At 61.0% G+C, this 19,155-nt stretch carries 14 protein-coding genes; 5 read left to right on the forward strand and 9 right to left on the reverse strand.

Annotated elements, in window-relative coordinates:
- Nucleotides 1–33: 33 nt before the first annotated feature.
- A complete protein-coding gene (ppdK, locus tag F3G95_RS04045) occupies nucleotides 34–2,700 on the reverse strand; it encodes a pyruvate, phosphate dikinase (RefSeq protein ID WP_149793927.1) in 2,667 nt (888 codons plus the stop codon).
- 407 nt (nucleotides 2,701–3,107) lie between these two features.
- Between ppdK and F3G95_RS04050 the strand changes: the two genes are divergently transcribed.
- The 5 genes from F3G95_RS04050 (at nucleotide 3,108) to F3G95_RS13725 (ending at nucleotide 9,796) form a co-directional block, all read left to right on the forward strand.
- Complete coding sequence (locus F3G95_RS04050; protein ID WP_149793928.1) at nucleotides 3,108–3,860, forward strand: DapH/DapD/GlmU-related protein; 753 nt, start codon at nucleotides 3,108–3,110, stop codon at nucleotides 3,858–3,860.
- Between the two features lie 134 nt (nucleotides 3,861–3,994).
- Complete coding sequence (gene pth, locus F3G95_RS04055) at nucleotides 3,995–4,573, forward strand: aminoacyl-tRNA hydrolase (RefSeq protein ID WP_149793929.1); 579 nt, start codon at nucleotides 3,995–3,997, stop codon at nucleotides 4,571–4,573.
- A gap of 175 nt (nucleotides 4,574–4,748) precedes the next feature.
- Nucleotides 4,749–8,234 carry a transcription-repair coupling factor gene (gene mfd / locus F3G95_RS04060; protein ID WP_149793930.1) on the forward strand — a complete coding sequence of 1,162 codons (3,486 nt, stop codon included), beginning with the start codon at nucleotides 4,749–4,751 and terminating at the stop codon, nucleotides 8,232–8,234.
- 20 nt (nucleotides 8,235–8,254) lie between these two features.
- Nucleotides 8,255–9,364, forward strand: coding sequence for a foldase (locus tag F3G95_RS04065; protein ID WP_149793931.1), 1,110 nt, complete (start codon nucleotides 8,255–8,257; stop codon nucleotides 9,362–9,364).
- Between the two features lie 294 nt (nucleotides 9,365–9,658).
- Complete coding sequence (locus F3G95_RS13725) at nucleotides 9,659–9,796, forward strand: hypothetical protein (RefSeq protein ID WP_187156296.1); 138 nt, start codon at nucleotides 9,659–9,661, stop codon at nucleotides 9,794–9,796.
- 802 nt (nucleotides 9,797–10,598) lie between these two features.
- On the opposite strand, the gene F3G95_RS04070 is transcribed toward F3G95_RS13725, so the two are convergent.
- The 8 genes from F3G95_RS04070 to F3G95_RS04100 form a co-directional block, all read right to left on the reverse strand.
- Nucleotides 10,599–12,371 (reverse strand): sugar-binding domain-containing protein, encoded by a 1,773-nt coding sequence (locus F3G95_RS04070; RefSeq protein ID WP_149793932.1) that lies wholly within the window; start codon nucleotides 12,369–12,371, stop codon nucleotides 10,599–10,601.
- Between the two features lie 15 nt (nucleotides 12,372–12,386).
- A complete protein-coding gene (locus tag F3G95_RS04075) occupies nucleotides 12,387–13,574 on the reverse strand; it encodes a pyridoxal phosphate-dependent aminotransferase (RefSeq protein WP_149793933.1) in 1,188 nt (395 codons plus the stop codon).
- A 19-nt stretch (nucleotides 13,575–13,593) separates the two neighbouring features.
- Entirely contained in the window at nucleotides 13,594–14,787 is a 1,194-nt protein-coding gene (locus F3G95_RS04080) for a cation diffusion facilitator family transporter (RefSeq protein ID WP_149793934.1), read from the reverse strand.
- Nucleotides 14,788–14,937: 150 nt separating this feature from the next.
- Nucleotides 14,938–16,578: a phosphoenolpyruvate--protein phosphotransferase gene (gene ptsP / locus F3G95_RS04085; RefSeq protein ID WP_149793935.1), complete on the reverse strand. Its 1,641-nt coding sequence runs from the start codon at nucleotides 16,576–16,578 to the stop codon at nucleotides 14,938–14,940.
- Between the two features lie 92 nt (nucleotides 16,579–16,670).
- A complete protein-coding gene (locus F3G95_RS04090) occupies nucleotides 16,671–16,934 on the reverse strand; it encodes an HPr family phosphocarrier protein (protein ID WP_149793936.1) in 264 nt (87 codons plus the stop codon).
- Nucleotides 16,935–17,175: 241 nt separating this feature from the next.
- Nucleotides 17,176–17,910 carry a DUF4830 domain-containing protein gene (locus tag F3G95_RS04095; RefSeq protein ID WP_149793937.1) on the reverse strand — a complete coding sequence of 245 codons (735 nt, stop codon included), beginning with the start codon at nucleotides 17,908–17,910 and terminating at the stop codon, nucleotides 17,176–17,178.
- A 117-nt stretch (nucleotides 17,911–18,027) separates the two neighbouring features.
- Nucleotides 18,028–18,192: a hypothetical protein gene (locus F3G95_RS13730; RefSeq protein WP_174235877.1), complete on the reverse strand. Its 165-nt coding sequence runs from the start codon at nucleotides 18,190–18,192 to the stop codon at nucleotides 18,028–18,030.
- An 11-nt stretch (nucleotides 18,193–18,203) separates the two neighbouring features.
- The gene (locus F3G95_RS04100; protein WP_149793938.1) at nucleotides 18,204–19,154 is read right to left on the reverse strand and encodes a pectinesterase family protein; all 951 of its coding nucleotides are present in this window, start codon (nucleotides 19,152–19,154) and stop codon (nucleotides 18,204–18,206) included.
- Between the last annotated feature and the right edge of the window lies 1 nt (nucleotide 19,155).

The raw sequence follows: 19,155 nt of genomic DNA on the forward strand, positions 1-19,155 counted from the left end.
ACTTTATTGGTGCTCTCTCAAGCTCTCACGCAATTACTTGCGGGGGTTCTTGATCGCAGCCTGAGCAGCGGCCAGACGTGCGATAGGCACACGGAAGGGAGAGCAGCTGACGTAGTCCAGACCAACATTGTGGCAGAACTCGACGCTGGAAGGATCGCCGCCGTGCTCGCCGCAGATGCCCAGACCCAGGTCGGGACGGGTCTCACGGCCATCATGTGCAGCCATCTTGACCAGCTTGCCGACACCGACCTGGTCCAGATGCTGGAACGGATCGCTCTCGTAGATCTTGTTCTCGTAGTAAGCGCCCAGGAACTTGGCAGCATCGTCACGGCTGAAGCCGAAGGTCATCTGGGTCAGGTCGTTGGTGCCGAAGCTGAAGAACTCAGCCTCCTTGGCGATCTCGCCGGCAGTCAGAGCTGCACGGGGGATCTCGATCATGGTACCGACCAGATACTTCATGTCAACGCCGGAAGCCTTGATGAGCTCGTCTGCGACCTTGACGACAACGTCCTTGACGAACTTCAGCTCCTTGACCTCGCCGACCAGCGGGATCATGATGTGCGGAGTGATGATATAACCGGTCTCAGCAGAGACGTTCAGAGCTGCCTTGATAACAGCGCGGGTCTGCATTGCTGCGATCTCGGGGTAGGTGACAGCCAGACGGCAGCCACGATGGCCCATCATGGGGTTGAACTCATGCAGAGAAGCAACGACGTTCTTCAGGTCATCGAAGGTCATGCCCATGTCGGCAGCCAGCTCCTTGATGTCCTCGTCCTTGCTGGGCAGGAACTCGTGGAGAGGCGGGTCCAGATAACGGATGGTCATCGGGCGCTCACCCATGATGCGGTACATCGCCTCGAAGTCACCCTGCTGGAACGGCTCGACCTTGGCCAGAGCAGCCTCGCGCTCTTCCACGGTACGTGCGCAGATCATCTCACGGACAGCCTTGATGCGGTCCTCAGCAAAGAACATATGCTCGGTACGGCAGAGGCCGATGCCCTCAGCACCCAGGTCAACTGCCTGCTGTGCGTCGCGCGGGTTATCGGCGTTGGTCATGACCAGCAGCTGACGAGCAGCGTCTGCCCAGCCCATGAAGCGGTTGAAGTTCTTGTTGCCAGTGGCGGCGACGGTAGCGACCTGCTCGCCGTAGATGTTACCAGTGGAGCCGTCGATGGAGATCCAGTCGCCCTCGACGAACTTGTGGCCGTTGAGCTCGAAGGTCTTAGCCTCTTCGTCGATCTTCACGTCGTTGTCGTTGCCGCAGCCGGAGACACAGCAGGTACCCATACCACGAGCAACAACGGCTGCGTGGCTGGTCATGCCGCCGCGGACGGTCAGGATGCCCTGAGACACCTGCATACCGACGATGTCCTCGGGAGAGGTCTCCAGACGGACCAGAACGACCTTCTTCATCTTGCCGGACTTGACCATCTCCTCAGCCTCTTCGGCGGTGAAGACGATCTGGCCGCAGGCAGAACCGGGAGAAGCTGCCAGACCCTTGCCGACGACCTCAGCAGCCTTCAGGGCAGCTGCGTCGAACTGGGGATGCAGCAGGGTATCCAGCTGCTTGGGCTCCACGCGCAGGACAGCCTCCTGCTCGGTGATCATGCCCTCGTCCACCAGGTCACATGCGATCTGCAGAGCAGCCTGAGCGGTACGCTTGCCGTTACGGGTCTGCAGCATATACAGGTGGCCGTCCTCAATGGTGAACTCCATATCCTGCATATCGCGGAAGTAGTTCTCCAGACGGGTAGCGATCTCAACGAACTGGTCGTAGACCTCAGGCATCTGCTCGTGCAGGTGGCTGATGGGAGACGGAGTGCGGACACCAGCAACGACGTCCTCGCCCTGTGCATTGATGAGGTACTCGCCCATCAGCTTCTTAGCGCCGGTGGCGGGGTCACGGGTGAATGCAACGCCGGTGCCGGAGCGGTCGCCGGAGTTACCGAAAGCCATCTGCTGGACGTTGACAGCGGTGCCCCACTCGTAGGGGATCTCGTTCATCTTACGATAGACGTTTGCACGGGGGTTGTCCCAACTGCGGAAGACGGCCTTGACAGCCTCGATGAGCTGATCCTTGGGGTCCTGGGGGAAGGGCTTGCCCTCGTTGTCCTCATAGATCTTCTTGAAGGTGCCGACCAGTTCCTTCAGGTCGTCAGCAGTCAGGTCAACGTCGTTCTTGACGCCCTTGACTTCCTTCATCTTGTCGATCTCGACCTCGAACAGGCTCTTCGGGACCATCATGACGACGTCAGCGAACATCTGCACGAAGCGGCGGTAGCAGTCATATGCGAAGCGGGGGTTGTTGGTCTTCTTGGCCAGACCCTCGACAGCCTCGTCGTTCAGGCCGAGGTTCAGGATGGTGTCCATCATGCCGGGCATGGACTGACGTGCGCCGGAACGGACGGAGACCAGCAGCGGGTTTTCGTTGTCGCCGAAGGTCTTGCCGGTGATCTTCTCGAGGCCCTTGACATGCTCGAAGATGTCAGCGGTGATCTCGTCGTTGATCTGGCGGCCGTCTGCGTAGTACTGGGTGCAGGCCTCGGTGGTGATGGTGAAGCCCTGCGGCACCGGCATACCGGCTGCAGTCATCTCAGCCAGACCAGCGCCCTTGCCACCCAGAATGTTCTTCATGGTGACCTTGTCGCCGCCAAAGGCATCGTTGCCTTCGCTGAAGTAGTACAGATACTTTTTGCTCATGCGTGTTTACCTCCCAAATGGTAGCCGCTGGCGCGAAGCACGGCGGTCTTATCGTTGCTCTGTCTTGTCATACGATAAACATTTCTCTGTGAATGCTAAACTATTATACCAAAATTTCACGTCTATTCCATCGGGCAAATCACCGAATTTGTTTGATATTTTTTGTGCAAACCCTTGCATTTTACTCACTTTTTGGGTAATATAAAATGGGAAAGATTTGAAGAGGATTTTCAAGTTCTGATGCCGTTTTTGGACAGTTGGATACAACTTTCTATCCATTAAACTCGCTGCCGTTCTTGTTTGTCTTCCATCTTTCCGAATTTCTTCTATCTTGGATACAACGTTTCCTCTCCCGCAGGGGTCTGCACAGCTTCTGCGAGAGGCGGTTTTGGAGGAGGTTTTTCTCTATGCAGAATATTGATACATCCGCACTGGCTGCCGCAAAGGCAAAGCTCGACGCTGCCGAGGCCCAGCGCGAAGAGATGCTGCTGCGCCACATCGCAAACGGCGTGGACATCCGCAGCCGCAATGTGGAGATCGGCTCCGAAGTGGTCATTGCCCCGGGAGCCGTCATCCTCGCAGGCACCATCCTGCGCGGCAAGACCACCATCGGCGCAGGCTGCGTCATCGGCCCCAACACCCTCATCGAGGACAGCACCGTGGACGAAGGCACCACCGTCAACGCCAGTCAGGTCTACAGCAGCCACCTCGGCCCCCACAACAATATCGGTCCCTTCACCCATGTGCGCATCAACACCGTCACCGGCTACGGTGTGCATCTGGGCGCTTACGTCGAGACGAAAAACTCCAACTTCGCCCGGGGCAATACCGTCAGCCACCTGACCTACATTGGCGACAGCGATGTGGGCAAGTACTGCAACTTCGGCTGCGGCACCGTCACCTGCAACTACGACGGCAAGGACAAGTTCCGCACTCAGATCGGCGACTACTGCTTCATCGGCTGCAACACCAACCTTGTCGCCCCCGTCACCATCGGCGACGGGGCCTACACCGCCGCCGGCAGCACCATCACCAAGGACGTCCCCCCGCAGGCTCTTGGCATCGCCCGGGAGCGTCAGACCAACCTCGATGGCTGGGCTGAACCGAAAATGGAGGCGTACATTATAAAGAAGCAGAAACTGGAACAGGAGCAGGGCTGACCCCCGCTCCCCACGCCGCCGTGCCGCCCGCACGGCGGCTTTTTTGCTTTTTGTGTATCTTTTTGCGCGCGCGTATGTTATAATAACATATTGTTCGAAAACAGATCCAACGTAAAAAAGGCAGAATATATCATATGAACACCAATGACATCTGGCTCATTGCCGGCCTCGGCAATCCGGAGCCGAAATACGACGGCACCCGTCACAACACAGGCTTTGCCGCGCTGGACTATCTGGCCGGAAAGTGGGGCATCTCCGTCTCCAAGACCAAGTTTCAGGGCCTGTGGGGGCAGGGCGAGGTAGACGGCCACAAGGTCGTGCTCCTGAAGCCCCTGACTTATATGAACCTCTCGGGCGACTCCATCGGCCCGCTGGCGGGCTTCTTCAAGATCCCTGCCGACCACGTCATCGTCCTGTGCGACGACATCACCCAGAATCCCGGCAAGCTGCGCATCCGGCCCTCCGGCTCTGCGGGCGGCCACAACGGCCTCAAGAGCATCATCGCCCGCCTCGGCGGCGAGAACTTCCCCCGCATCCGCATCGGCGTGGGCGCAAAGCCCCGCCCGGACTACGATTTGGCCGACTGGGTGCTGGGCAAGTTCCCGCCCGACGACGCCAAGGCCCTCGCCGACCGCTGCCCCGACATCGCAGCCGCCGCAAAGCTCATCATGGACGGCAAGCTGGGTCTGGCGCAGAGCAAGTATAACGGGTAAGGCTCCGCTTGACGCAACCTCTCAGTCTCGCTTTGCTCGACAGCTCCCCTACCGAGGGGAGCCTCTGGCGAAGAGGTAAAGTTTTCCGGTATGCCAAAGCCTCCCCTCGATAGGGGAGGTGGCACGGCGTCAGCCGTGACGGAGAGGTTTAACCCCATCAGAAAGGAGGTCCACCATGTACGAAGCGCTCCTGAAAAACACCCCTGAATACCAGAAGACAGCGGCCAGCCTCGCCTCCCCCGGCCCGGCGGCGCTGTTCGGTCTGCCTCCGGCAGGCCGGGCATTGCTCTACGCCGCGCTCCAGAAGGACACGGGCCGCATCCTCTGCGTCGTCACCCCCGGCGAGGCCGAGGCCACCCATTTTGCCGACGACCTCAAGACGCTGGGGCTCTCGGCGGCGGTGTTCCCGCCCCGGGACTTCATGCTCCGCCCCGTCGAAGGCGCGGGCCGCGAGTACGAGTACCGGCGTCTGTCGGTGCTGGGCGCGCTGGCGGGCGGACGGCTGAACGCCGTCTGCGTCCCCGCCGAGGCCCTGCTCCAATACACTGTGCCGCAGGATGAGTTCCAGAAGAACACCCTCACCCTCAAGCCCGGCATGGTCTACAACCGCGAAGCGCTGGTGGAGCGGCTCTTCGCCGCCGGATACGTGCGGCGCAGTCAGGTGGACGGCCCGGGACAGTTCAGCGTCCGGGGCGACATCGTGGACATCTACGCCCCCGATATGCGCCAGCCCGCCCGTGTGGAGTACTGGGACGACGAGATAGACTCCCTTGCCTCCTTCGACCTGCTGACCCAGCGGCGGGACGGTGCGCTGGAAAAGATCTATCTTTCTCCCGCCCGTGAGGTGCTGTTCGGCAGCACCGCCGACACGGCAGAGGCCCTCCGCGCCGCCCAGAAGAAAGCCCGCGGCAAGCGCCGCACCGCCCTCGAAAAGGCCATGGAAGCCGACCTCACCCAGCTGGACAGCGGCGTCATGCCCGAGGCCATGGACAAATACTACGGTCTGCGGTACGAGACGCCCGCCACCCTGCTGGACCACCTGAGCAGCCCCATCTTCATCCTCGACGAGGTGGGCGGCATCCGGGACGCCCAGAAAGCCACCGAGTTCCGCCGCAGCGAAGAGCTGACCGGCCTGCTCGAGGAGGGCGTCATCTGCCCCGGTCTCGATGTGCTCTACCAGACCATGGACGACCTCGCCATTGCGGCGCAGGACCAGAGCACCCTGCTCTGCGAGAACTTCCTGCGGGGCATGAACGAGTTCAAGCTGAAAGACCTCATCAACGCCGAGGCCTTCGCGGCTCCCAACTGGGGCGGCGACCTCGCTTCCCTGCGGGAAGACCTCGACCCGCTGATCCAGCAGGGGTACGCCGTGGCCCTTTTCGCCGGCACGCCCAAGGGTGCAGCGGCCCTCACCCGCGATTTGGCTGACAAGGGCTATGCCGTCAGCATGAGCCGGGACGTCCGGCCCGCGAAAGGTCTGGTTCAGGTACTGCCCGGCCACCTCACGGCGGGCTGCACCTTCCCGTTCGCCCGCGTGGCGGTCATCTCGTCCCGGCGTCACGGTCTGGACGACGAGGCCGCCGAGAACAAAAAGCGCAAGAAGAACAAAAACGCCCTGTCCAGCCTCTCGGACATCAAGCCCGGCGACTATGTGGTTCACCAGAGCCACGGCATCGGCATGTATGCGGGCATCCAGCGTCTCGAGGTGCAGGGCGCGATAAAAGATTACCTGAAGATCCAGTATTCCGGCTCCGACGTGCTGTATGTGCCGGTGACTCAGCTCGATCTGCTGAGCCGCTACACCGCCCCCGGCGACGAGGAAAAGGTGAAGCTTGCAAAGCTGGGCGGCACCGAGTGGCAGCGCACCCGCGCCAAGGTCAAAAAGGCCACCGAAGAGATGGCCCAGGAGCTCATCGAGCTCTACGCCCGCCGCCGTCAGGCCACAGGCTACGCCTTCCCCGCCGACGGCGAGTGGCAGAGCGATTTCGAGTCCCGCTTCGAGTACGACGAGACGGACGACCAGCTCACCGCCACCGCCGAGATCAAAAAGGACATGGAAAAGGGCTGGCCTATGGACCGCCTGCTCTGCGGCGACGTGGGCGTCGGCAAAACGGAGGTCGCCTTCCGCGCGGCCTTCAAGTGCGTCATGGGCGGCAAGCAGTGCGCCATTCTGGCCCCCACCACCCTGCTGGCGTGGCAGCACTACAACAGCATCATCTCCCGCATGGAGGCGTTCCCGGTGAAAGTCGGGCTGCTCTCCCGCTTCCGCACCGCCAAGCAGCAGAAAGAGACCCTGCGGGGCCTGCAGGCCGGCAGCGTGGACATCGTCATCGGCACCCACCGCCTCCTCTCCAAGGATGTCCGCTTCCACGACCTGGGCCTTGTCATCATCGACGAGGAGCAGCGTTTCGGCGTCAAGCACAAGGAGAAGCTGAAAGAGAACTTCATCGGCGTGGACATGCTGACCCTCTCGGCCACCCCCATCCCCCGCACCCTGAACATGGCCATGAGCGGCATCCGCGACCTCTCCACCATCGAGCAGCCGCCCATCGAGCGCCAGCCGGTGGAGACATTCGTGCTCGAGTACAATGACGTCATCCTTGCCGAAGCCATGAAAAAGGAGCTGGCCCGGGGCGGTCAGGTCTACTACCTGCACAACCGGGTGGACAACATCGAGTCCTGCGCCGCCCACGTCAGCCAGATGGTACCCGGGGCGCGGGTGGGCATTGCCCACGGCAAGATGACCGAGGAAGAGCTGAACCCTGTCTGGCAGCATCTGCTGAACGGCGAGATCGACATCCTCGTCTGCACCACCCTCATCGAGACGGGCATTGATGTGCGCAACTGCAACACCCTCATCATCGAGGACGCCGACCGGATGGGTCTGGCCCAGCTGTACCAGATCCGGGGCCGCGTGGGCCGCTCGGGCCGGAAAGCCTACGCCTACTTCACCTTCCGGCGGGACAAGACCCTCACCGACATCGCCCAGAAGCGGCTTTCGGCTATCCGGGAGTTCACAGCCTTCGGCTCCGGCTTCCGCATCGCCATGCGCGACTTACAAATTCGCGGCGCAGGCAGTCTGCTGGGCCACAGCCAGCACGGCCACATGGAGGCCGTGGGCTATGACCTTTACGTCAAGATGCTGGGTCAGGCCATCGCCCGGGCCAAGGGCGAGCCCATCCAGCGGGACAAGAGCGAATGCCTCGTGGACCTGCGGGTGGACGCCTTCATCCCGGAGAAGTATATTGCCGACGGCCCGGGCCGCATCGAGGCCTACAAGCGCATCGCCGCCATCCAGACCCCCGAGGATGCCGCCGACGTGCTGGACGAACTCATCGACCGCTACGGCGACCCGCCGCCCTCCGTCAGCGACCTCGTGAACGTCTCGCTGGTGCGGGTCCAGGCCGCCGCCGTGGGCGTCTATGAAGTCACCCAGAAGAAGGATACCCTGCTGTTACAGGTGGAGACGCTGGACGTGGCCATGATACGCGGCCTGCTCATCGCTTTCAATGGCCGGGTGACGGCAGGAGCCGGCACCAAGCCCTACCTCTCGGTGACTCTCCAACCCGACGAAAAGCCGCTGGAACTGCTGCAAAGCATCCTCAAGGCGATGGCCGACATCCTTGCTGCCCCGCCGGAAGAAAACACCGGCAAAAAATAAATTTCACTAGGAGTACACTTATGAAGAAGAAATTCATCGCGCTCGTCTGCGCCCTCGCTCTGGCCGTCGGCCTCGTGGGCTGCAGCCTCTCCACTCCGGATTCCGTAGGCACCATCGGTAACGTGGACATCTCTTCCGGCCTCTATCTGCTGGCCCAGTTCGATGCCTACCAGACCGCCGCCGACCTCGCTTCCGACGACCAGGACGCCGCCAAGGTGTCCAGCTTCCTCAAGGCCACCATCACCGTCGATGACGCCACCGGCGAGACCGCCGTGGTCAGCGACTATGTGGCCCAGAAGACCCTCGAGAACCTCGAGTCCTACGCCGCCATCGAGACCCGTTTTGATGAGCTGGGCGGCGTTCTGACCCCCGACGAGGAGATGCAGGCCGACAGCTACGCCTCCCAGCTGATGGAGCAGAACGGCGACCTCTACAAGGCCAACGGCATCGGCCTCGACACCCTCAAGCGGTTCGAGCGCATCCTCATCAAGAGCAACGACCTGCTCGAGATGTGCTACGGCACCGACGGCGAGACCCCCGTCTCCGACGCAGAGCTGACCAGCCACCTCGAGGACGAAATGGTCTACATCCGCTATGTGGTCGTTCCGCTCTACAACACCAGCACCTTCGCTTTTGCTGATGACGCCCAGAGCGCCCAGATGCTCGAGCTGGCCCAGACCGCCGCCGAGAGCTGCAACGCTGCCATCCCCGATGGGGCCAGCGCCCAGACCACTGCTTTCAGCGCCGCCGTCGCCGCTGCCCTGCCCGACATCTACGCTGTGCTGGACGGTGAGCCCTCTTCCGACGCTTCTTCCCTCTCCACTGCCCTGCTGGGTTCTGACAACATCGATTCCACCTTCTCCGAGGAAGGCACCGCCGACGCCGTCCGCGCCCTCAAGCCCGGCGAGGCCGCCGCCGTGCAGTATTCCAGCTATGCGCTGATGATGCTCGTCCGTCTCGACCCGCTGGACGCTGACACGCTGGACAGCCTCCGTGCACAGGCCCTCTCCGACATGAAGAACGGTGAGCTGCAGGACAGCATCCAGTCCTATGGCGCTCAGCTGCCCCACGCTCTGGATTCTGCCGCCATGAAGAAGATGCCGGCTTCCAAAATCAAGAACGAACAGTAATTTTCCTTAAAAATAATACAAAAGCTCCGGGGATCTGTTGGTTCCCGGAGCTTTTCTGTTATCATACTGCTTTTCAAATTCTGCTTCCAGCGCCGCGCGGATATGCATCGCGCGGCGTTGCTTTTTGTCGGTTTTTATGGTATCCTCTTAGCAGAAAGGCGCTGTCCTGCAAGTGCAGCGGTCATGCTCCCTCCCTCGCGTCACATTGTGCCGCGTCAGGAGGAAGTTCAATTTTTTGTCATCCTCCTGACGGTTCGAATGTTTCTACATGAAAATCTAAGGGAGGATTCCACTATGGAAATTTTGAATACTGTTATTGCTCTGCTCGGCCTTCTGGCCACTGTCATCCTTGGCACTGCCAAAATCACTTGGACGATCGCCCAAGTCTTTTTTCGGGATATGCATCACGCAAAACACTATATCAAAAAATAAAATGGCAAGAAAAATGACCGCCCCCATAGTCTTCCAAACTCCGGCGGTCATGTTTCTCAAAATGTGACACTGAGAGAGGGAGCTGACCACTGTGCAGCCAGCGCCTTTCCCTATCTTTATTATAGACAGCCGTACGTGGATTGTCAAGCGCAAGGATACAAAAGATAAAAACGGACCGCCCGCTTCGGCCTTCTCAGGCTGTGGCGGGCGGCCCGACATTTTCTAACGCATTCTGATGCAATCCGACGTTTTCATCCATTCTCTCGAAAACAATGCAGATGCATCATTTTTCTTATATTTCGGCGTTATTTTCGCCTTTTAGAGCATCTCAGAATGGGCAGTTTTCGCGTTTTGGAGTTCCCATAATTTTCCAGTCCATACATCTTCGACTGGTCTGCACCTCGATTATAGATGAATCGCTCTCCAATGTCAATAGCCCAGCGCCTATAAAAAGCCCAAGGGCGAGGTCCCTTGCGGAACCTCGCCCCTAGACTATGTGAGATAAATCACTACATGCGCGAACATATAATGTTTATCATTACAGGCCGTGTGCCTGTAATACCTGTTTTATAGCAATTCAACTTTTTAATGCAACAGCAGCAGCGTTGAATTGCATATCGCAAATATGCTGTTGAACATTTTTATATACAAGGACTTCGTGGTCTGCCTCGATGGGTTCAGTATAGTGCATTTTTACAGGATTGTCAATATATGGTATTATTTTCGACATTTTAGCCAATCAGGAGCCGTGAAAAACAGCAAAATGCTCTGCCTGCACAGGGACAAATGGCCGAGAGCCCGTTCATTCTTTTACTGCCTTTTCAAACTCCGCTTCCAGTGCCTCGTTGACGGCGCGGACGGCGGCGGCATCGGGTTTGATGGCCGTGCGGTCATAGGTGAACAGGCCGTTCACCTCGTCCTCCACGTCGGTCAGCTGAGTGTACACCAGCGCCGACAGGCCCTTTTTCAGCTGCGGGAGAATCGTCCTGAGCTGCAAATCACGGTAGCGCTCGGTCAGCTCTGCCCGGCTTCTGGCCGTGCCGTAGCCGTAGGTCTTCCGTGGCGGCTCATGGCCGGGCATGGGCCATGCAATGCCGCCGTACTCGCTGAGGGCCACCGTGCGCACGTTCGGGCGGATGCGGAGCGGATAGAAGTAGTTGTGGATGGAATGCACATCTCCCCCGCCCCGGTCGAACCAGCCGCTGGCCTCGTCCACCGGACGGGAGGGGTCGAGGGCGCGGAGGGTCTCGGTGGCTTTCCGTGCGTCGAACTGGCCCCACCCCTCGTTGAACGGCACCCAGCACCCGATGCAGGGGTGCCGACCCAGTGCGGCTACCGTGTCGGCCAGCTCCCGGGCGTACTCCTCCCGGCTGTGGGCGCTGCCCCGGCCCAGAAAGCCCCACAGCAGCTTCCCGTCCGGGGCGCGGCGCATCAGGGGCTGTAAGGCGTTGGTCAGGTAGGTGACGTACCACATCGGGTAGGCCCCGCCGCCGTTGACCATATCCTGCCAGACGATGATGCCCAGCTTATCGCAGTGGTAGTACCAGCGCTCCGGCTCGATTTTGGCGTGCTTGCGCAGCAGGTTGAAGCCCAGCTCCCGCACGGTGTGCAGTTCGTGCTCCACGGCGGCGTCGGAGGGCGGGGTGTAGAGGCCGTCGGGCCAATAGCCCTGGTCCAGCAGGCCATTGAGCAGGATGGGCTTGTCATTGAGGAAAAACCGCCGGATGCCCTTTGCATCCTCTTTGCACTCCCACTTGCGGAGGGCAAAATAGCTGTGGACGGTGTCGAAGCCCTCTTCTTCGCCCTGGGTCGTGCCGACGGTCAAATCATAGAGGAAGGGGCTGTCGGGGCTCCACGGGAAGAAATGCTCTTCGGCGATGTTCAGGGTCACTTCGCCGTCCCGGTCGGCCTCGTCGCTGCCCCAGTCCTCGGCGATGGTCACGCCGCCGGCCCGCACCACGGCCCAGAGGTTCGCCGCACCGCCGGGCTTCGAGGCATGGACTTTCACGGTCACGGTCCGGGCGTCGTAGTCCGGGGTGACGGTCAGCGTATCAATGTAATTTTCCGGCACCCGCTCCAGCCAGACCGTCTGCCAGATGCCGCTCTGGGCCGGGTAGAACATCCCGCCGGGCCGGAGGGTCTGCTTGCCTCTCGCCTGCGTGCCGGTGCCGGTGGGGTCCTGCACCGCCACCCAGAGGGTGTTATGGCCCTGCGGGCGGAGCAGGTCGGTGATGTCCAGCGTAAAGGGCCAGTAGCCGCCCCGGTGTCCCCCGGCCAGACGGCCATTGACCTCCACCGCGCAGGCGTAGTCCACCGCCCCAAAGTGGAGCAGGACGCGCCCGCCCTCGCCTGCCGGGGGCGTGAAGGTGCGGTGGTAGTGGAGCCACTGGCCGGGCTGCAGCGTCCGGCCCACGCCAGAGGCTTTTGCCTCGGGCGAATAGGGTACGAGGATAGCGCCGTCCCACTTTGCCGGGAACTCCGAGCTCTGGGTGATGGCGTAGTCCCACGGGCCGTTCAGGTTGACGTAGCTGTCCCGGCGCATACTCGGGCGGGGATATTCGGGGAGCGGATGCATGGAACTACCTCACATTCACTTTTTATAGGCTGCGGCCAGCTTTTCCAGTGCGGGCAGGCTGCGCTTCACCTTCTCGGTGTCGATGCAGTAGGCAAAGCGGACATAGCCCTTGACGCCGAAGGTGTCGCTGGGGACCAGCAGCAGATCGAACTCCCGGGCCTTGAGGCAGAAGGCGTTGGCGTCCTCTTCCAGCGCCTTCGGGAAGATATAAAATGTGCCGCCGGGGCGCTCCACCTCAAAGCCCAGCTCGGTGAGCTTATCGTACAGCAGGTTCATGTTCGTCTCGTAGACAGACAGATCACTGGTGACGTCGAGGCACTCGGCAGTGGCTTTCTGGATGATGCTGGGCGGGCAGTTGTGGCCGGTGAAGCGGGAGATCTGAGCCATCATGTCCACCAGCACGTCTTCGCCCTCGCAGCCGGGCCGGACGGCCACATAGCCCAGACGTTCGCCGGGCAGGCTCAGGCTCTTGGAGAAGGAGAAGCAGGTCAGGGTGTGGGGGTAGAACGCTGCCGGGTAAGGCACCTTTTTGCCGTCGAAGGCGATGTCACGGTAGGGCTCGTCGCTGACGAGGAAGATGTTGTGGCCGAAAACTTTGCTCTTTTCGGTCAGGATGTCAGCCAGACGGCTCAGGGTCTCGGCGGAGTAGACGACGCCGGTGGGGTTGTTCGGGGTGTTGATGAGGACGCAGGTGACGTTCTCGGTCAGCATCTCTTCAAAGGCGTCGAGATTCGGCTGGAAAGCCGGTGCCTGAGGCGGCACGACCTTGAGCACAGCGCCGGTCCCCTCCACATAAGGGCCGTACTCGGGGAAGTAGGGGGCGAAGGTCAGCACCTCGTCGCCGGGCTTTGTCACAGCGCGGATGGCGTGGGCGATAGCGCCCGCCGCACCGGTGGTGGGGAAAATATCCTTCTGCTCATAGGGCAGGCCGAAGGTCTTTGCCAGATGGGCCGCAACGGCGGTGCGGAAGCCCGGGTCGCCCTGACTGGGGCAGTAGCCGTGAAGGGCGACAGGCTCTTCCTCGGCCAGCAGGGTCTGCATGGCTTTGGTGAACTTGTCCGGGCAGGGGACGCTGGGGTTGCCCAGCGAGTAGTCGAACACGTTCTCATAGCCTATCTCGGCGGCGCGCTGTTTGCCGTACATGAAAGTCTCGCGGATGACGCTCTTGTGGCCCAGCATGGCGCGGTAAGTCTCGTTCAGCATAATACTTTCCCTCTTTTTCTTATTGATCCTCTTCCGGCAGAGCGGAGGCATAGCTCTGCTCCACCTTCACCATACAGCAGTATCTCGGGTCCTGCTCCTTGACGAAATTGCACATCTCGGCCAGCCGCGCGTCCTTGTCGCCGGTGTAGCCCGCCGGGAACACGAGGTCGAACAGCACGTTGGTGTGGCTGTCCCCCGGCACGATGCGCAGGTCATGGATGGACAGACGAGGGTCCATCTGACGGGCTTTTTCCATCAAGCGGCTCCGCAGGATGCCTACGGCGGCGTCCGACGTCACGATGGGGTCGTAGTGGATGGTGACCTGTAAGTGGTCTTTTTTCAGAAAATCCCGCTCGATGTTGTCGATGATGTCGTGGGCTTCCAGCGGGTCGGCCTCGGCGGGGAACTCGATGTGGAGCGAGGCGAACTGATGCCCCGGGCCGTAGTCGTGGACCATCAGATCGTGGACGCCCAGCACCCCCGGGTAGCTCATGACGGTGTGCTCGATGTGCTCCACCAGCTCCGGTGAGGGGCTCTCGCCCAGCAGGGGGCTGAGGGTATCCATCATAAGCCCCCAGCCCGACCAGAGGATGAACGCCGCCACGGCCACGCCCATGAGACCGTCCAGCACGTCCCAGCCCGTCAGGTGGGAGAGGACGGTGGACAGGAGCACGGCGCTGGTGGTCAGCACATCGTTCCGGCTGTCGGCGGCGGTGGCCATCAGAGTCTCGGAGTTGATGCGCTGTCCGATGGTCTTGTTGAAGCGGCTCATCCAGAGCTTGACGAGGATGGACGCCGCCAGCACCCCCACACTGAGCCAGCTGAACACCACTGCCGTCGGGTGGAGCACTTTGAGCGCAGATTCTTTCAGCAGCGAAAGCCCGATGGCGAGGATGGTGACGCAGACCACAAGGCCCGCCAGATATTCGTACCGGGCGTGGCCGTAGGGGTGCTTTTCGTCCGGGCCTTTGGCCGCCAGCCGGAAGCCCACGAGGCTCACCACGTTGGACGAGGCGTCCGAAAGGTTGTTCAGGGCGTCGGCCATGATGGCGATGGAGCCGAACAGCGTCCCCGCCGCCAGCTTGCCCAGACAGAGCAGGAGATTGCAGGCCATGCCCACGAGGCTGGCCAGATTGCCGTAGGCCGTGCGGACGGCGGCGTTCTTGGTATCGTCCGGGTGCCGGACGAACAGGTGGATGAGCAGTTGTGTCATAAAATTCCCTCTCAGCAGGTATTTCGATGCTACCAGTATAGCACTGCACTTTATGGTTTTGAAGTATTTCGGTAAAATTTTTCGGGTATGCAAAGCCCCCGGCGGGGAAGTTCCCTGCCGGGGGCGGAGTTTTTGGGGGTCAAGTGCTCCTTACTTATCGGAAGGCTTGCTCAAGTCGATGCTGCGGATGATCTTGCGCACGGGCAGCACGCTCTTGGCGTTCATGGACAGCTCGTCCACGCCCATCCGCAGGAAGGTCTCGGTGAGGGCGGTGTCCGCGCCCAGCTCGCCGCAGATGCCCACCCAGATACCGTGGCGGTGGCCCGCATCGATGGTCATCTTGATGGCCCGGAGCACAGCGGGGTGGTGCGGGTTGAAGAAGGGCTCCAGCTTTGCGTTCTGGCGGTCCAGAGCGCAGGTGTACTGGGTCAGATCGTTGGTGCCGATGGAGAAGAAGTCGCACTCCTCGGCCAGCTCGTCGGCGATGAGGACAGCGGCGGGCGTCTCGATCATGGTGCCCACTTCCATCTTCTCGTCGAACTTCTTGCCCTCAGCCCGCAGTTCCGTGCGGCACTCGTCCAGCACGGCCTTGGCGTCCTGCAGCTCCCGCAGGCTGGTGATCATGGGGAACATAATGCTCATGTTGCCGTAAGCGGAAGCGCGGAGCAGGGCGCGCAGCTGGGTCTTGAAGAAGTCCTTCCGGGTCAGGCAGATGCGGATGGCGCGGTAGCCCAGAGCGGGGTTATCCTCGTGGTCGAGCTTCATGTAGTCCACGGTCTTGTCTGCGCCGATGTCGCAGGTGCGGACGACCACCTTGCGGGGTGCAAGGCTCTCGAGCACCTGCTTGTATGCCTCGAACTGGTAGTCCTCCGTCGGGAAGTCCTTGCAGTTGAGGTAGACGAACTCGGTGCGGAAGAGGCCGACGCCGCCGGCGTCGTTCTGCTGCACAGCGCCCACGTCGCCCATGCCGCCGATGTTGGCAAAGACGTTGATGGTCTTGCCGTCGAGGGTGGTGTTGGGCTTGCCCTTCAGCTCCTGCAGCAGGGCCTGCTTTTTCTGGTCTTCCTGCTGGCGCTTTTTCAGGCTCTTGAGCAGGTCGGGGGTGGGGTCAACGTAGACACAGGCGTTGTAGCCGTCCACGACCGCCATCTTGCCGTCCCAGTCGTCCTGGATGTCCTTGCACTGGATAAGGGCGGGGATGTTCATGCTGCGGGCGAGGATGGCGGTGTGGCTGTTGGAGCTGCCCTCCCGGGTGATGAAGCCCAGCAGCAGGCTCTTGTCCATGCGGACCGTCTCGGACGGGGCCAGGTCCTCAGCCACGAGGATGCTGGGCTCAGTACCCTGCAAAGTAGCATTGTCCACACCCTGCAGGATGTCGAGGATGGCCTGTGCAATGTCGATGACGTCGGCGCTGCGGGCCTGCAAATAGGGGTCATCCATGGCGGCGAAGACGGCGGCCTGATTGTCGCCGGCGGTCTTGACGGCGTACTCAGCGCACTTGTGCTGGCCGTTGATGATCTCCTTGATGGCGTCCACGAAGTCGTCGTCATCCAGCATCATGGCGTGGATGTTGAACACCTCGGCGATGTCCTCGCCGGCCTCAGCCAGAGCCTTCTCGTACAGAGCGGTCTGCTGTTCGATGGCCTTGGCGCGGGCGTCCTCAAAACGGGCCTCTTCAGCGGCGGTGTCGGCCACTTCGGCGGCAGAGATGACGGTATCTTTTTTCTTATAGATCTTCAGCTTTCCGATGGCAATGCCATTCAGGATGCTTTTACCGGTACCTACCTGCATTGCAATTTCTCCTTATTCTTGCTGTTTTGTGTTCCGTAACAAAAAACCCCCGCAGGACATTCCCCGCAAGGGCTTCTCATCACGCTGGGCGATCAGACGTTCTCGCTCAGGAATTTCTGGATAGCTTCGGCGCAGGCGGCTTCATCGTCGCCCTCCACCTTGATGGTGACGGTGTCGCCCTGCTTGACGCCCATGCCCATCAGGGCCATCAGCTTGCGCAGGTCGCAGGTCTTGCCGCCCTTCTCGAGGGTAGCGGTGCTGGCAAAGCCCTTGGCCACCTTGACGAGCAGACCGGCGGGACGGGCGTGGATGCCGCAGGCATCCTTAACGGTGTACTGGAATTCCTTCATGATCATTTTCTCCTTACTTCATCCGGTCCTCCTGGGCGGCTCACCCTGCCCCTCGGGACGCAGCACTCGAACTTTCTGGCTGCTGGATGTTTATCTTTATTATAAACCTTAGTCGTTCTTTTTTCACCCTTTCATATTGCCGATTTTTTATCAAAAATTTTAGTAACATTGAACAGAATCTTTCTACAGAAATACCACTACTGCACAATTTTTCTGTTTCATCGCACTTTTTTGTACAGAATGACGGTTATTCGACGGGGTAGCCCTCGGCGTCCAGCGGCAGGTCGGTATACTGCACGGGCTGCTCCTGTGCAGCGTCCGGCTCGCCGGAAGTCTGCTGGGCCTGACCCTCCGCGCCCAGCTCGCTGTCGTGGCGCTCTCCCCAGTCGCCGCTGAAATCTTCGCCCGAGGTCTGCTGGGCCTGACCGTCGGTCAGTTCATCCTCGTGCCGTTCGCCCCAGTCCCCGCTGAAGTCCTCGCCGGACACCTGTTCGGCCTCCTGCAGGGCCATCGCGGTCTGGGCGTCTTTCAGCCCGGTGACGGTGCCGGAGGGCTTTTCCAACAGGTACGCACCCACGGCCTTTTTCTTGTAGACCAGCAGCACGCCGTAGCTGCTCACATCGCCCCGGCTGGCCGCCGGGATGAGCGCCGTCCACTTCTCCACCGTCTTGCCCTTGTAGCGGGCCAGGTCCATGCCGCTCTGCTGCACCACCCCGTTAAAGGCCGAAAAGCTGTCGTCCCACTTGCGGGGGATCTTGACCTTATCGGCGGTGATGGACGCGCCGTCCACATCCAGTCCGTAGCCCGTGAACCAGGTCTGGATGTCCTGCGCACTCTCGATTTTATTGCTTGCCGCCGCGACAGCCACCGAGCGGGTGCTGATGTACCGCCCCAGCATGGCACTGAACACCACCAGCGCACAGCACATCGCCCCCACGCCCAGCTTCTTGACGCTTGCCTTACTCAGTGTGACCACAAACATACCCTTGCCTCCCACCCATTCAGATTTGTCCGTACAATATATGCGGAAGGCGGCGGCATCATGCAAAAACGGGGCCGCTTTCCAGCAGTCCCGTTTCGTTTTTTTTTTTTTTTTGATTCACTTTCCAGTGGCAGGCGTCTGGCGATAGATGCCCAGACTGTTGTCCGGCATTGGCATCTCCACCCGGGAGGCGCGGTCGTTCACGGCCACCATCATCGCGGCCATTGCGGCCAGCACCACGGCAATGATGAGCCACTTTACAAAATTCGGCAGTTTTTTCATTTGTTACATCCTCAGTTGGTTTTCGGTCGACAGAGGGTGCGGGCGCGGGCCAGCAGTGCCGCCGCCTCCGGCCCGGAAAGCTGTTTCACCCACGCCGGGCGCTCCGCTGCGCCCGGGCCGGTGCTGTCGGCTTCCGCAAAGCTGGCAAGGCCGGTATCGGTGCGGTCATTCCATGCGATAAAACCTTCCGGCGCGATGTGGGCGCCGAGGCGGCAGCCCAGCACCGCCGTCTTGCCCTCGGGACGCCACGGACGGCCCAGATAGACGCTGCCCGCCGGGCAGTCCGACACGAGATCGCAGTTCCAGAACACAAAGCCCAGTCCATCGGCTTTGCCCGAAGGAGCTGTGACATAGCTGTGAGGGATGTGGTTGTCCACCGTGCGGATGACACAGTTTTCGAAGAGGGCGTCGCCGCCGCCGAAGATGAAATCAATGTCGCCCGCGATCTCGCAGTCGGTGTAGTACTGGGCGGTCGGTTTGCGGGGCGCAAGACTGCGCGGGCCGAGAAAGCCGTCCTTCTCCCGCTCCTTTTCGGGCAGCGGGGCGCAGAAGAGCGTGTCCTGACTGCCCAGCAGCTTGACCCGGCGGAACACCGCCCGGGTGCTGTCCACATAGGCCGCGACGGCCTGCCCGGCTTTCGCGCCAGGACCAGCATCGTTTTCGATCGTCATGTCCTCCACGCAGAGCGTTTCGCCGCTGAAAAAGGCGGTGTAGCTGCGGAAGGTATGGGTGGGCCGCCCGTCCTTGTGGGGCAGCTTGCCGCCGTCGCCCCACACGAGTTTTGTCTTATCTGCACCCGCCCCCCGCAGGGTGATGCAGCGCTTTTCGCAGACCAGCTTTTCCCGGTAAATGCCGGGGCCGACCTGCACCAGTGCTTCCTCCTCATAGGGTACGGCCAGCACCGCCTCCGCGATGGACGCGAAGTCGCCGCTGCCGTCCTGTGCAACTGTAACTGTCAGCATA

The sequence above is a fragment of the Faecalibacterium sp. Marseille-P9312 genome (genome assembly GCF_902497445.1).
Classification (GTDB): Bacteria; Bacillota; Clostridia; order Oscillospirales; family Ruminococcaceae; genus Faecalibacterium; species Faecalibacterium longum.